Raw genomic sequence first — 14,018 nt, forward strand, 5'->3', positions numbered from 1 at the left:
TTTCCGACAAATCCGGTATCATTCCCCTATGAAATGTGCCCTTTTCATACTCCTTCTCGGCTGCCTGCTGCTTGCGCCCGCCCCCTCCCACGCAACGGACTTCGTGGTGGGCATCAACGACACCGAGGAAAACGCCAGGGACAACCCCGAGATCAGAAACCTGCTGCAGGAGACCTTCCGGCGCATGGGCGTGAAGATGCGAATCGTCTATCTCCCCCTGTCCCGGAGCCTGCTGGATGTCAGCCAGGGCGATGTGGACGGGGTGGCCGCCCATTTCAAGGTGGAGGTGGAGGAATTCGACAACCTGGTGACCGTGCCCCAGCCCATGGCCCGGATCTCCTACGGCGTCTTCAGCAACGCGAAGATCGGCACGGTGAAATCCTGGGATGACCTTGCCGGGCGCACCCTGGGAATCGTGCGCGGGGACCTGCCGCCCCGCATCGAGGCCATGAAGCGGGGCATCCGCATCTACGACCTCAACAACGGGGGCAACGGTTTCCGCATGCTCCAGGCGGGCCGGCTGGACGCCATGGTCTACGAAAAGAATTTCGGCATCCTGCACCTGCGGGAAGCGGTCCTGGACAAGGTCGTGGAATCTCCCCTGAACCTTGAGGGCTACACCTATTTCGTGCTCCACGAAAGACACGCGGACCTGGCCCCGAAGATGGCCCGGGCCTTCCGGGACATGCTCCGCGACGGCAGCTATGCGCTGCTCCTGGGCAGGTTCAACGCCCTGACGCCGCCCATCACCGCAGAAGACTGACACTCCCCGCCCCGGCCCCATATAATAATGGCGGCCCCCTCTTCCGGGCAGTACCGTTTGACCATGCGGTATGCCATCCTCTGCCTTTTGCTCTGGGCGCTTCTTGCGCCTCCCCCCGCCCTTGCGCAGCAGTCATTGCGCATCGGCGTGCCCTGCTACAAGGCCGAGCAGTGCAAACCCGCCGAGCTCATGGCCATCCTGAGCGAAGCCTGCACTCGGGCGAACGTGAGCTCCACTTTCGTGATCTATCCCATGCTCCGCGACCTTGAAGAGGCGAACAACGGGAACCTGGACGCCAGCGGGGCCCGCTCGGCAGAGGCGATCCGGGGCTACCCGAACCTGGTGCAGGTCCCGGTTCCCATCGCCAGAATGTCCATTGTCTTTTTCTCCAAGGAATACAGAAAATTGAAGCCCTCATGGGATTCCCTGGCGGGCCTGCGCGTGGGCGTGATGCGGGGCCAGAATACCGTTTCCGTGCTGGCCGGAGAGGCGGGGGTCCCCTTCCGCAGCTTCAGCGACCCGGCCAAAGCCTTTCAGCTGCTCGAACAGGACCGGCTCGACGCCATCATCATGCCCCGGTCCATCGGGCTCTCCATTGTCCGGGACCTCGGCCTTCAGGACATCCTGGCCTCCCCGCCCATTGCGACAAGGGACATCTACCTTTCGCTGCACAGGAAGCACGCCGACCTGGTCCCGCTCTTTTCAAACGTACTGCGCTCCATGCACAGGGACGGCTCCATGAAACGGCTGGCCGGGCAGTTCGCGGACATGGTCCCGGACGAGCTGTCCGAACCGGAATAGCTATTTCGTGGCAATGTAGATTCCCGTCAGGATACACACCCCGGTGCCCGCGTGCAGAAGCGTGACGGGCTCGCCCAGGAGCAGCCAGGCCCATGTCCCGGTGAAGACCGGCAGGCAGTAGTAGATGAAGCCCGCCCGGGACGGTCCGATGAGCGCCACGGCCCTGTTCCAGGTGAAATAGGCGACCAGCGAGGCCCCCAGCCCGATATAGAGCACCGAGCCCACCACCGGAAGGTTCATGGCCGGCCAGCTCGCCGAGCTCTGCTCCCAGAGCATCCACGGTATGATCATCAGCCAGCCGCAGTAGAAGGTGAAGCCCAGAAAGGCGGTCTGCCCCAGCTCGGGCGGCTTGCGCCGGATCAGGATGCTGTAGACCGCGAAGAGGAAGGCCGCGAAAAGCATCCACATGTCGCCCACGGCAAAGGTCATGTTCACCAGACGCATGAAGTCGCCCCGGACCACCAGGGTGGTGATGCCGCCCACGGCCAGGGCCACGCCCAGAACCCGCCGCAGGGTGATCGGCTCCCCCAGGAAGAGGCGCGCCAGAAGGATGATGAAGATGGGAAAGGCCGTGGAGATGAGCGCCAGGTTCATGGCCACGGTGGTGCGCCCGCCCACGTAGATGAGCGTGTTGAAAACGGTGACGCCCAGAAGCGAGGTGACGACCATGTACCCGAGATGGGCGCGCAGGACGGGCCAGTCCCTGCGGATGGCCGGAAGCGCGAAAAGGGAAACCGCCGCGCAGGCCACGGTCCAGCGCATGAAGGCCAGGGTCACGGGCGGGGTCATGGCGTTGAGCCCCCGGGCGATGATGAAGTTGCCGGACCAGATCATGGTGGAGGCCAGGGCGCAGAGCACCCCGAACACGGTTCCATGCAGAAATCCCCTCTTGCTCATTGCGCCTCCCTTGTGCCGCGCACGGCCCCGGCAACGCCGCGCAGGGTCACGGCCCCCACGACCACCACGCCGCCGGCGACGGCCCACGGTCCCGGCACCTCCCCGTATCCCAGGGCCACCCAGACCGGATTGAAGATGGGCTCGAGCGTCATGATCAGGATGGCCTCCAGCGCGCCGAGCCGCCTGATGGCCCAGACATAGAGCGCCAGGGACACGCCCTGCTGCAGGACGCCCAGGTAGGCCAGCCCCAGCCAGCCCGAGGCGTCGGGCAGCCCCTGCGCAAGGAACGGCAGGCCCGCCAGGGCGGTTATGCCGTGCCCCAGGATAACCGATTCCACGGGCGAGGAACAACGCTGGGCGCGCATGCACAGGGTGAAGCAGGCATAGGAGATTCCCGTGCCGATGGCCACGAGGTTGCCCCACAGCCCGGTGGGCGAAAGCCTATCCAGGAAGAAGAGCACCATGCCGCCCAGGACAACGGCGATGAACGCCCAGTCCGCGCGCCGCGTCTTCTCACCCAGGAAAAACGGGGCCAGGAGCGCCACGTACACGGGCGCGGTGTAGGCCAGCAGGATGGCGTTGGCCGAGGTGGTCAGCTTGGTGGCCGCCACATTGGTGATGAGCAGGCCCGCATAGCCCAGGGCCGCGCCCACGCGCGCGCCGGAAAGGGAAAAATCGAGGCGGCCGCGAAAAAGCGCGGCCAGGGTGAGCGCGGAGAGCAGGCTGCGCACGCCGGTGAGGGCCATGGGATTCAGCTCCACCAGCTTGATGGCCAGCCCGCCCGAGCTCCAGATCAGGGCAGTGGCCGCCATGAGCAGCGCGGCTTTGGTGTTTTCCTGCACAGGGATTCCGCCTTGTGGGTGGTTGGGTGCGCGAAAGAACGAGATACCTGTTTCCCCCCGCCGAAACAAGGCCATCGGGCGCTTGACAGCCGCAGGCGCATGGAACACTTTTGAACCTCGTTATCCCGAGACCCAAAAGGATCATTCATGAAAATCACCGTGACCACCCCGGGCCTGCTGTTCCCGGCCATCTCCCTGTTCATGCTGGCCTTCACCAACCGGTTCCTTTCGCTGGGGGCCCGCGTGCGCGCCCTGCACGACCATTTCCGGCAGTCCAACGACGAGGGCGTACGCCTGCAGATCGCCAACCTGCGGAAACGCATCCACATGATCCGGCGCATGCAGGGTTACGGCGTGCTGTCCATGCTCTGCTGCATCCTGTCCATGATCTGCCTGGCCGAGGACTGGATCCTGCCCGGCGAAATCTTCTTCGGCATCAGCCTGCTGCTGCTCATGATCTCCCTGTGGATCTCGTTCCTGGAAATCCGCATCTCAGTGCAGGCCCTGGACATCCTGCTCCAGGACCTGGAAGGCCGGAAGTAGCGGGGCGGCGCGAGCCCTAGCGCAGCAGGGGCATGCTGCCCGTAAGCCTCCTGATCACGCCGGCATCGCCGTAGATCCCCAGCCCCACGTATTCCAGTTCGTCCGTCGCGAGCATGGCCATGCGCTGCTCGTATTCGTCGTAGCGCCGGGCGCGCTGGGCCGTGGACGTGAACCCGACCAGATACACCCCATCCTGCGGGGCGGCCCTTTTGCGCAACTCGGCGATCCCCGGCCCGTCCGAGGCCAGAATGGCGATGGGCAGCTGCGTGATGCCCTCGTGCACATTGCCGGAGGCGTCCTCCACGCTCTGCCCCACCACGCCCCGGGCCGCCCGACCGATGCTCGTGGCCAGGACCGCGGCCGTGTTGGCCAGCAGCCCGGCGGGCAGATTCCTGTCCACGACGATGACGTATTTCGTATCTTTCCCAGCCATATATAATACCTCACTTAGAATGAAACGTGATCCGGAGGTGGCAGCGTAGAAAAGGACGGGAGGCATTTCTTGCAGAAAATTGCCGTGGCCGCGTTATTTTTTCGTTTTTTCTGGGGACCCCCTTTAGGGGGTTCCCCAGGCGGCCGCCCGGACAGGGCAAGGTGCAAAAGTTTGCTATCCAAGGCTTGCCAGCGAGGCCGGTTATGTTTATGGGTCTATCCCATGTCAAAGGATCTGATCATCGTTGAGAGCCCGGCTAAGGTGAAGACCATCAGCAAATTCCTCGGCAAGGACTACCTTGTGGAGGCATCCGTTGGTCACGTGCGCGACCTGCCCACCCGCGACCTGGGCGTGGATGAGGAAAACGACTTTGCCCCGGCCTACCAGGTCATCCAGGGCAAGGAAGACGTGGTCAAGAAACTGCGCGCGGCCGCCAAGAAGGCCGAGCACGTCTATCTTGCCCCCGACCCCGACCGCGAAGGGGAGGCCATTGCCTGGCACGTTGCCGAGCTGATCCGCAAGGAGAACCCCAACGTCAGCCGCATCCAGTTCAACGAGATCACGGCCCGCGCCGTCAAGGAGGCCCTGGAGCATCCCCAGAGCCTGGACGAGGCCCTGTTCGACTCCCAGCAGGCCCGCCGCATCCTGGACCGCCTCGTGGGCTACAAAATTTCCCCGATCCTGTGGAAGAACGTGAAGCGGGGCATCTCGGCCGGACGCGTCCAGTCCGTGGCCCTCAAGATCCTGGTGGAGCGCGAAAAGGAACGCCGCGCCTTCGAACCGCAGGAATACTGGCCGTTCAAGGCCCTGGTCGCGGGCGAAAACCCGCCGCCGTTCTGGGTGGATCTCTGGAAATACAAGGATAAGAGCGTCAAGCCCGGCGGCCACCACGTGACCACGGCCGACGAGGCCCAGGCACTGGAAAAGGCGCTCAACGAATCCGACTTCCTCGTGGACAACGTGGAGGAAAAGCAGCGTTCGCGCCAGCCGCGCCCGCCGTACATCACCTCCACCCTGCAGCAAGAGGCCAACCAGCGCCTCGGTTATTCCGCGCGCAAGACCATGACCATTGCCCAGCGCCTCTATGAAGGGGTGGAACTGGGCCGCAGGGGCACCACCGCGCTGATCACCTACATGCGTACCGACTCCGTGCGCATCGCCAAGGACGCCCAGGACGCCGCCAAGGAACTGATCCTGGACAAGTTCGGCCAAGACTACTACCCGGCCAAGACACGAAATTTCAAGACCAAGGGCAGCGCGCAGGATGCGCACGAAGCCATCCGCCCGGTCGACGTGACCATCATCCCCGAAGAGGTCAAGCAGTACCTGCCCTCCGAGCAGTACCGGATGTACAAGCTCATCTGGCAGCGCTTCGTGGCCTCCCAGATGGCCGCGGCCAAGTTCTGGGACACCACGGTGACCATCAAGGCGGCCGAGACCCTGTGGCGTGCCAAGGGCGAACGCCTGCTCTTCCCCGGCTTCCTGGCGGTCATGGACAAACCCGCCGACGACAACACCACGGACCTGCCCCAGCTGACCGTGGGCGAAAAGGTGGCCGTGAACGAGCTCAAGAAGGAACAGAAGTTCACCCAGCCGCCGCCGCGCTACTCGGAAGCGTCCCTTGTCCGGACCCTGGAGGAGCTGGGCATCGGCCGTCCTTCCACCTACGCAGCCATCATCTCCACCCTCATCGACCGCGACTACGCCCGCCTCGAGGAAAAGCGCTTTGCGCCCACCGAACTGGGCTTCACGGTCAGCGACCAGCTTTCCGAGCACTTCCCGGACCTCATGGACGTGGGCTTCACCGCCTCCATGGAGAACTCCCTGGACGACGTGGCCGAGGGCAAGCAGCAGTGGGTGAAGCTGCTCAAGGTCTTTGCCAAGGATTTCTACCCCACCCTGGACAAGGCCCGGAAGGACATGGCCTCCACCGTGCAGGACACGGGCGTGCAATGCTCGGAATGCGGCAAGCCCATGGTGGTCAAGTTCGGCAAGACCGGCGAGTTCCTGGGCTGCACCGGATTCCCGGCCTGCCGCAACATCAAGAATTTTAAGCGCGACGAAAAAGGCGGCATCATCGTGGTGGAGCGGGAGGAGCCCGAGGACATCGGCATCGCCTGCGACAAGTGCGGCCGCCCCATGAGCATCAAGCAGAGCCGCCGCGGCGAGTTCCTGGGCTGCACCGGCTACCCGGACTGCCGCAACATCAAGAACTTCGAGCGCGACGAGGACGGCAACATCAAGATCGTGGAGCAGGCAGCCCCCGAAGTGGTGGGCACCTGCCCGGAATGCGGCGGCGAGCTGCACCTGAAAAAGGCCCGCACAGGCTCGCGCTTCATCGCCTGCGCCAACTACCCGGACTGCACCTACACCGAGCCGTATTCCACGGGCGTGCCCTGCCCCAACGAAGGCTGCTCCGGCACCCTGGTGGAAAAGGCCTCGCGCAAGGGCAAGCTCTTCTATTCCTGCAGCGAATACCCCAAGTGCGACTACGCGGTCTGGGACTGGCCCGTGAAGGGCCCCTGCCCGGAATGCGGCCACCCGGTGCTGGTGCGCAAGAACACCAAGGCCAAGGGCGAGCACATTGCCTGCCCCAAGCGTTCCTGCAAGTACGAACAGCCCGTCTAGCTGTCCTCAAGGGCCTGGTTGCTGCGTTTCATCAAAAGGGTCAAATCCTCGCGTACGGTATATGTACGCGTCGGCCTTGGCCCTTTTTCGCGCCTTGCACTCAAACCCTTTTGAACAGCCAGTATCTCCAGAATATCCATCAAGCACCGCCTTTTTCGAGGCGGTGCTTTTTTATGAGAACCCCTTTGCCCGGCCCCCGGCGATGACACTTTGATGACAAGCGGTTGCAAAGTGCGTATCTCTTATCATTCCCAAACATCGAAGCTCTGGTAACATACGGATTACCATGGTAAAAAAACATATGAAGAAAGCACTCGACGCAAAAAGGCTGCGCGCCCGGCTGGATCCCGAAAAGGTTCCCTTCACCGGCAGCGAGGATCTTCCGGCCCGCACCACCATCGACAAGTTCCAGCCCCGCGCCATCCAGGCCCTGACCATGGCCCTGCGCATCAAGGGCAACGAGTACAACGTCTACGTGGCGGGCCAGCCCAACATGGGCCGCACCTATTTCGTGAAAAGCTTCCTCGCGCCCCTGGCCGCCAAGGCCGCGACGCCCCAGGACTGGGTCTACCTCTACAATTTCGAGGACGAGGACAAGCCAATAGCCCTGCCCATGCCCGCGGGCCAGGGCCGCAAGTTCAAGAACGCCCAGTCCAAGGCCATGGGCAAGCTCAAGACCGAGCTGCCCCTGCGCTTTGAAAAGGACGCCTTCCAGAAAAAGCACGAGAACCTGATCCGCAAGTACAACCTCAAGCGGGAAAAGCTCTTCGCCAAGATGGAGGAGATCGCGGCCAAGCAGGACTTCAAGGTCCGCTTCGACGAAGAGGGCGTGCTGACCCTGACCCCGGTGGTGGACGGCAAGGTGGTGGGCGAAGGCGACTTCGACAAGCTCGACCCCGCCCTCAAGAAGCAGCTCAAGGCCCGGGGTGAGGTCCTGCTGGACGACGTTTCCGGCTACCTGCGCCAGATCAACAAGAACGAGCAGACCCTGCGCAGGGACGAGGACGAACTGCACCGGAAGACCGCCCGCAGCGTGCTCAAGGAATTCCTGGGCCCTGTGCGCGAACGCTTCGGGACCATCGAGGGGCTCAAGGACTATTTCGAGCTGCTCGAAGAGGAGGTGGTGGAAAACTTCGACCAGCTCCTGCCCAAGGAGCCGGCCATCCCCGGCCTGGGCATGGAGCATTCGGGCGAGGACTTCTTCACCCGCTTCGAGGCCAACCTGTTCGTGGATAATAGCAAGAGCAAGGGCGCGCCCGTGGTTATGGAGGACCACCCCACGGTGTTCAACCTGCTGGGCAGCATAGAACGCGAATCCGAGATGGGGGCCCTGTACACGGACCACACCCTGATCAAGGCCGGGGCCATCCACAAGGCCAACCACGGCTACCTGGTGCTCAACGTGGAGGATCTGCTGGCCAACACCTCCTCCTGGGAGGGCCTGCTTCGCGCCCTGCGCGCGGGCCAGTCCCGCATCGAGGACCCGGTGGAGCCGGACCAGGTGAGGGCCCGCACCATCCAGCCCGGCCCCATCCCCCTGGAACTGCGCGTGGTGCTCATCGGCACGGACGAGCATTACGAAATGCTCCTGTACCACGACGACCGCTTCGCCAAATACTTCAAGCTCAAGGCCCATCTGCAGTCCCGGGTGACGCGCACCGCGGGCAACATCAAGAAATACCTGGCCGCCATCGGCGAGATCTGCCGCGACGCAAAGCCCCTGCCCCTCACCCGCGAGGCCCTGGCCGGGCTCGTGGACTTCGGCTCGCAGCTGGCCGAGGACCAGAAACGCCTCTCCCTGTATTTCCCGCTCATCCGGGAACGGATCATGGAGGCATCGGCCCTGGCCGAGATGCACGGCAAAAAGGAAGTGGACGCGAAGATCCTGCAGGAGGCCATCCGGGCCCGCGACTTCCGCTCCAACCTCTACGAGGCGGAATTCATGGCCGACTATGACCGCGAGGTCATCAAGGTCTCCACGGGCGGGGAAGGCGTGGGCCAGGTCAACGGCCTGTCCGTGACCCTGTTCGGGGACTACGAATTCGGCCTGCCGCACCGCATCGCCTGCACCGTGGGCGTGGGGCACGGCGGCATCCTGGACCTGGAGCGCGAGGCCGAGCTGGGCGGCCCCATCCACACCAAGGCCATGATGATCCTCAAGAGCTATCTCATCGGCATGTTCGCCCAGGACAAGCCCATCGTGCTCACGGGCTCCCTGTGTTTCGAGCAGAGCTACGCGGGCATCGAGGGCGACTCGGCGTCGGGCGCGGAACTGGTGGCCCTGCTTTCGGCCCTGGCGGGCATGCCCGTGAACCTGAGCTACGCCTTTACCGGGGCCGTGAGCCTGAGCGGCGCCATCATGGCCGTGGGCGGGGTGACCAGCAAGATCGAGGGCTTCTTCCAGGTCTGCCACCGCAGGGGGCTCACCGGAAAGCAGGGCGTGCTCATCCCCGCCGACAACGTGGACAACCTCATGCTCGGCGAGGAAGTGGTCCGCGCCGTGGAGGAAGGCAAATTCCACATTCATCCGATCAAGAGCATCGAGGAGGCCGTGGAAATTCTCATGGGGGCCCGCGCGGGCAGCCGGGGCAAATCCGGCAAGTTCCCCCTGGGCAGCGTGTACCGTCGCGTGGACGACCGCTTGGCCGAGCTGGCCGAGCTGGCCGTGCCCAACGGCAAGAAGGGGAGCAGGTAGATGTCCAAGTGGATCCGCTCGAAGCTGCCGGAATTCGTTCGCGACCTGTTCCGCAACTTCTGCCAGGCCTCCCTGGCCCTGGAGGAGCAGTTCCGGTCCTTTGACCGCGACGGCACCGTCAGCTTCGAGGTGCTCCGCGACCTGGTGGGCGACGAAATGGACAAGGGGCTTTTGTGGCGCATGAAGGACACGGCCCACCACGTGTTCCGCAACGACCCGGACAACCCCCTGGCCGGGCAATTCCTGGACTGGGGCCTGGGCTACATCTTCCACGAGACCATCAAGCTCAAGGAAGACGCCTACCAGAAACAGAACTATGCGCCCTGGTTCCACCAACTCTTCGAGGGCGATCTGCAGCAGTCGGAAAAGGACATCACCGACCAGCTCTTCCAGGTGCTCAGCCAGACCGAGGAGAGCATGCTGCGCGAAATCAGCCGAATCCGCTTCATCATGGCCAAGTGCAGGCAGCTGCTGCCCTACTACTTGACCCGGCACCGCGACAATGCATTGCTCGCGCGCTTCATCTATGCGCGAAACGACATGGTCAGATCGGTGTTTACCGAAGAATACGAAGGGCTTGTCATCGCGGTCTACGGGGGCGAGCCCGAGCGGCTCTATGTACTGGCCAGCCAGAGCCTACGCAAGGGCGGCTGGGTGGAGGAAGCGCGCAATGCAGTAGCCGGTGCCCTCCGGCTGAATCCGGAGAGCAGATTGGTGTTGCAAGAAAAGAAAATAATTGATAATTGGGCGACTAGGATAGAAACTTGACTTGGAAAATATGGTCTGTCGGAACAATACAACTTGAGGAGGCCGTTACAATGAAGAAGCTGACATTGCTTGCAATCGCCATGTGCGTCGTATTCGCATGGGGCTGTTCCAAAAAGGTGCAAACCGAAGAAGTGGTTGTTGTGGAAGAAACCGAAGTCGAAGTGGCCAAGAGCCCCATGGACGTCTACAAGGCCGACTACGATGCTCTGCCCGTAAGCCACACCGTCACCAAGGGCGAATGCCTGTGGTGGATCTCCGAATACAAGCACATCTACAACGATCCGTTCATGTGGCCCATGATCTACAAGGCCAACCGCGACAAGATCAAGAACCCCGACCTGATCTACCCGGGACAGGAGTTCGAGATTCCCCGCTATGGTTTTGACCTGGAAGAAGTGAAGGCATCCCGCAAGGAAGCAGGCGCTCCGTGGAAGGCTCTCGAGCCGGGCGAAGACGCCATGATCCCCGCTGAAATGCGTGCTGCCCTGGGCTACAGCTTCTAAGAACGGCATCACCATATTCAAGTAGAATATATGAGACCCCTGCCCTGTGGGTAGGGGTCTTTTATTGTGTTTCTCTCTCGCGGCGGGGAATATGTATTTTCCCCGCCGCCCCAGGACGCAAAAAAGCCCGGAGCATATGCTCCGGGCTTTTCATTTCTATTCGGATCTCTTGCTAGTCGTACTGGACGGCGCTGAACTTCATGAGCGATTCCCAGTCGTGGATGGCTTCCACGTAGCGGATGGTGCCGGTCTTGCCGCGCATGACCAGGGAAGAGGTCTCGGCGCCGTGCCCGGTGTACTTCACGCCCTTGAGGAAGGTGCCGCCGGAAATTCCGGTGGCCGCGAAGAACAGGTCGTCGGAGCTGACCATGTCGCCCACGGTGTAGACACGGCGGATATCCATGCCCGCCTCGGCGATGAGATTCTTCTCGTCCTGACGCTGCGGGTCGAACTTGCAGAACATCTCGCCGCCCATGATGCGGATGGCGATGGCCGAGAGCACGCCCTCGGGGGTGCCGCCGGTGCCCATCATCACGTCCACCTCGCTGCGCGGGTCAATGGCCATGAGCGAGCCGGTGATGTCGCCGTCGGAATGGAGCTGGATGCGCGCGCCCGCCTCGCGGATGTCGCTGATGAGCTTCTTGTGGCGCGGCTTGTCCAGCACGAAGACAACCAGGTCGTCCACGTCCTTGTCCAGGGCCTTGGCAATGTATTTCAGGTTGTGGGCCACCGGAGCCTCGATATCCACCACGTTCTTGGCGGCCGAGGGAACCACGAGCTTCTGCATGTAGAAACTCGGGCCCGGGTCCAGCATGGTGCCCTTGGGGGCCACGCCCACCACGGAGATGGCGTTGGGGCGGCCATAGGCCAGCAGGCTGGTGCCTTCCAGCGGGTCCACGGCGATATCCACGGCGGGGCCGCCGTCGGCGCGGCCGAGCTTTTCGCCGTTGTAAAGCATGGGCGCGTCGTCCTTCTCGCCTTCGCCGATCATGACGGTGCCGTCGATATCCAGCGAATTGAAGCACAGGCGCATGGCGTCCACGGCTGCGCGGTCCGCTTCGTTCTTATCACCCCTGCCGAGCCAGCGGGCGCAGGCCAGGGCAGCGGCTTCGGTGACGCGGACAAGGTCGAGGGCCAGGTTCTTTTGGGGGACTTCCATGGGTAACTCCTAATATTTTTCCCTGATGCGCTTGGCGAAATTCTCCGGGGTGAAACCGTATTTTGCGGAGAGTTCCTTGCCGGGCGCGGATTGACCGAAGTGGTCGAGACCGAGGACAACGCCGTCGCAGCCCACGTACTTGTGCCAGAGGTCGGTGCGGCCGGCTTCCGCGGCGGCACGTGCGGTGACCTCGGGCGGGAAGACTTCCTTCTTGTAGGACTCGGGCTGGTCGTCAAAAAGCTTGAAGCTGCAGATGTTGACCACGCGGACCTTGCGCTTGAGCAGCTTGGCGGTTTCCAGGGCCAGGGCGACCTCGGAGCCGGAAGCGGCGATGATCAGGTCCGGAGTGCCTTCGCAGTCCTTGAGCACGTAACCGCCGCGGCGGGCGCCGTCCTTGACGGCCGGATATTCGGCCGGGTCCAGGATGGGCAGACCCTGGCGGGTCAGGAACACGCAGGAGGGCAGCTTATCCTGGGTGAAGGCCACGTCCAGGCAGACCGCGGTCTCGGTGGCGTCGCAGGGACGCAGGTCGATGAGATCCGGGATCATGCGCAGGCTGCTGATGTGCTCGATGGGCTGGTGCGTGGGGCCGTCCTCGCCCACCCAGAAGGAATCGTGGGTGAAGATGTAGATGGACGGCAGTTCCTGCAGCGCGGACATGCGGATGGCGTTGCGGCAGTAGTCCGAGAAGGTCAGGAACGTGGCGCCGAACGGGATGATGCCGCCATGCAGGGCCATGCCGTTCATGATGGCGGCCATGGGGAACTCGCGCACTCCAAAAGCCAGGTTGCGGGCCTGGTAGCCGTCCAGGCCGAAGTCGCCCATGGTCTTACGGAAGTTGGCGGTCTGGTTGGACGGGTCCAGGTCGGCGGAACCGCCCAGCAGGTTGGGGATGTCGTTCATGACCGCATCGAGGCAGGTGCCCCAGGCCTTGCGGGTGGCCATGGATTCGCCCGGCGTGAATTCGGGCCAGTCGATCTTCAGTTCGGAGCGCTTGCAGTTGATCTGCTTCCACAGGGCCGCAAAGTCCGCATCGGAAGCCAGTCGGGAATCGAGATTTTTCTGCCAGGCGGCCACGCGCTCGCGCATGGAGGCCTGACGGCCGCGGAAGTTGTCCAGCACGTCTTGGGGAACGTGGAACGCCTCGTCGGGCAGGCCGAGCTTTTCCTTGGTGGCCTTGATCTCCTCGGCCTTGAGCGGCTCGCCGTGGGTCTTGTGGTTGCCTTCCATGGTGGCGGCGCCCTTGGCCATGGTGGTGTGGCAGACGATCAGGGTGGGCTTGGAGCCCTCCAGGCGCGCATCCTGTGCGGCCTTGCGGATCTGGGTGTGGTCGTGGCCGTCCACTTCCAGCACCTGCCAGCACAGGCCCTCGAAGACCTTGCGGATGTCGGCGCAGTCCACCTGCCTGGTGGGACCGGCCAGCTGGATCTTGTTGGAGTCGTAGAAGACCACGAGCTTGCCCAGGCCCCAGAGGCCGGCCAGGGAAGCCGCGCCCATGGCGATGGGCTCCTGCAGGTCGCCGTCGGAGCTGAGCACGTAGGTGAAGTGGTCCACCACGTCGGCGCCGAGCTTCTGGCGCAGGAAGGCCTCGGCCGAGGCAAAGCCCACGGACATGGCGAAGCCCTGGCCCAGGGGGCCGGTGGTGGCCTCCACGCCCGGGGTCAGATGGCATTCGGGGTGCCCGGGGGTCAGGCTGCCCATCTGACGGAAATTCTTGATTTCGTCCATGCCCAGAAAACCGGTCAGGTGCAGCAGGCTGTAAAGAAGCATGGATTCGTGGCCCGCGGAAAGGATGAACCGGTCACGGTTGAACCAGTCCGCATTGTCCGGATCATAGTTCAGGAAATCCTGATACAGCAGGGTGGCGAAGTCCGCCGAGGACATGGCGCCGCCCGGATGTCCGGAATTGGCTTTGGCTACGCCGTCCATGATCAGACCCTTGACCACTGCAACGGTTTTCTGATCCAGCTGGCAATCGTTTTTCAT

Annotated in this window: 12 protein-coding genes; 7 read left to right on the forward strand and 5 right to left on the reverse strand. The window is 63.2% G+C overall.

Features of this window, described 5'->3' with window-relative positions:
• Positions 1–28: 28 nt before the first annotated feature.
• Both FGL65_RS01760 and FGL65_RS01765 read left to right on the forward strand, forming a co-directional pair.
• The gene (locus FGL65_RS01760; protein WP_147819297.1) at positions 29–763 is read left to right on the forward strand and encodes a substrate-binding periplasmic protein; all 735 of its coding nucleotides are present in this window, start codon (positions 29–31) and stop codon (positions 761–763) included.
• Between the two features lie 57 nt (positions 764–820).
• On the forward strand, positions 821–1,564 hold the full coding sequence (locus FGL65_RS01765; RefSeq protein WP_187170492.1) for a substrate-binding periplasmic protein: 744 nt from the start codon (positions 821–823) through the stop codon (positions 1,562–1,564).
• Here FGL65_RS01765 and FGL65_RS01770 read toward each other — a convergent pair whose 3' ends face one another.
• Positions 1,565–2,461 (reverse strand): DMT family transporter, encoded by an 897-nt coding sequence (locus FGL65_RS01770; protein WP_147819301.1) that lies wholly within the window; start codon positions 2,459–2,461, stop codon positions 1,565–1,567. It abuts the gene before it with no gap.
• Positions 2,458–3,303: a DMT family transporter gene (locus FGL65_RS01775; protein ID WP_147819303.1), complete on the reverse strand. Its 846-nt coding sequence runs from the start codon at positions 3,301–3,303 to the stop codon at positions 2,458–2,460. Before FGL65_RS01775 ends, FGL65_RS01770 begins: the two co-directional genes overlap by 4 nt.
• 147 nt (positions 3,304–3,450) lie before the next feature.
• Here FGL65_RS01775 and FGL65_RS01780 point away from each other — a divergent pair, with 147 nt between their 5' ends.
• Positions 3,451–3,846, forward strand: a complete 396-nt coding sequence (locus FGL65_RS01780; protein ID WP_147819305.1) for a DUF2721 domain-containing protein — start codon at positions 3,451–3,453, stop codon at positions 3,844–3,846.
• A gap of 16 nt (positions 3,847–3,862) precedes the next feature.
• Here the strand turns inward: FGL65_RS01780 and FGL65_RS01785 are convergent, their stop codons facing one another.
• Positions 3,863–4,279: a DUF2000 domain-containing protein gene (locus FGL65_RS01785; RefSeq protein WP_187170493.1), complete on the reverse strand. Its 417-nt coding sequence runs from the start codon at positions 4,277–4,279 to the stop codon at positions 3,863–3,865.
• A gap of 222 nt (positions 4,280–4,501) precedes the next feature.
• On the opposite strand from FGL65_RS01785, the gene topA reads away from it, so the two are divergent.
• The 4 genes from topA (at position 4,502) to FGL65_RS01805 (ending at position 10,873) form a co-directional block, all read left to right on the forward strand.
• A complete protein-coding gene (topA, locus tag FGL65_RS01790) occupies positions 4,502–6,907 on the forward strand; it encodes a type I DNA topoisomerase (protein WP_147819309.1) in 2,406 nt (801 codons plus the stop codon).
• A 301-nt stretch (positions 6,908–7,208) separates the two neighbouring features.
• The gene (locus FGL65_RS01795) at positions 7,209–9,602 is read left to right on the forward strand and encodes a Lon protease family protein (protein WP_147819311.1); all 2,394 of its coding nucleotides are present in this window, start codon (positions 7,209–7,211) and stop codon (positions 9,600–9,602) included.
• Positions 9,603–10,370 carry a hypothetical protein gene (locus FGL65_RS01800; protein WP_147819313.1) on the forward strand — a complete coding sequence of 256 codons (768 nt, stop codon included), beginning with the start codon at positions 9,603–9,605 and terminating at the stop codon, positions 10,368–10,370. It abuts the gene before it with no gap.
• 50 nt (positions 10,371–10,420) lie between these two features.
• Positions 10,421–10,873 carry a LysM peptidoglycan-binding domain-containing protein gene (locus FGL65_RS01805; RefSeq protein ID WP_147819315.1) on the forward strand — a complete coding sequence of 151 codons (453 nt, stop codon included), beginning with the start codon at positions 10,421–10,423 and terminating at the stop codon, positions 10,871–10,873.
• A gap of 172 nt (positions 10,874–11,045) precedes the next feature.
• Here the strand turns inward: FGL65_RS01805 and glpX are convergent, their stop codons facing one another.
• Both glpX and tkt read right to left on the reverse strand, forming a co-directional pair.
• Positions 11,046–12,032, reverse strand: coding sequence for a class II fructose-bisphosphatase (gene glpX, locus FGL65_RS01810; RefSeq protein WP_147819317.1), 987 nt, complete (start codon positions 12,030–12,032; stop codon positions 11,046–11,048).
• Between the two features lie 9 nt (positions 12,033–12,041).
• Entirely contained in the window at positions 12,042–14,018 is a 1,977-nt protein-coding gene (gene tkt / locus FGL65_RS01815) for a transketolase (RefSeq protein WP_147819319.1), read from the reverse strand.

It is taken from the genome of Salidesulfovibrio onnuriiensis (assembly GCF_008001235.1).
Classification (GTDB): domain Bacteria; phylum Desulfobacterota; class Desulfovibrionia; order Desulfovibrionales; family Desulfovibrionaceae; genus Pseudodesulfovibrio; species Pseudodesulfovibrio onnuriiensis.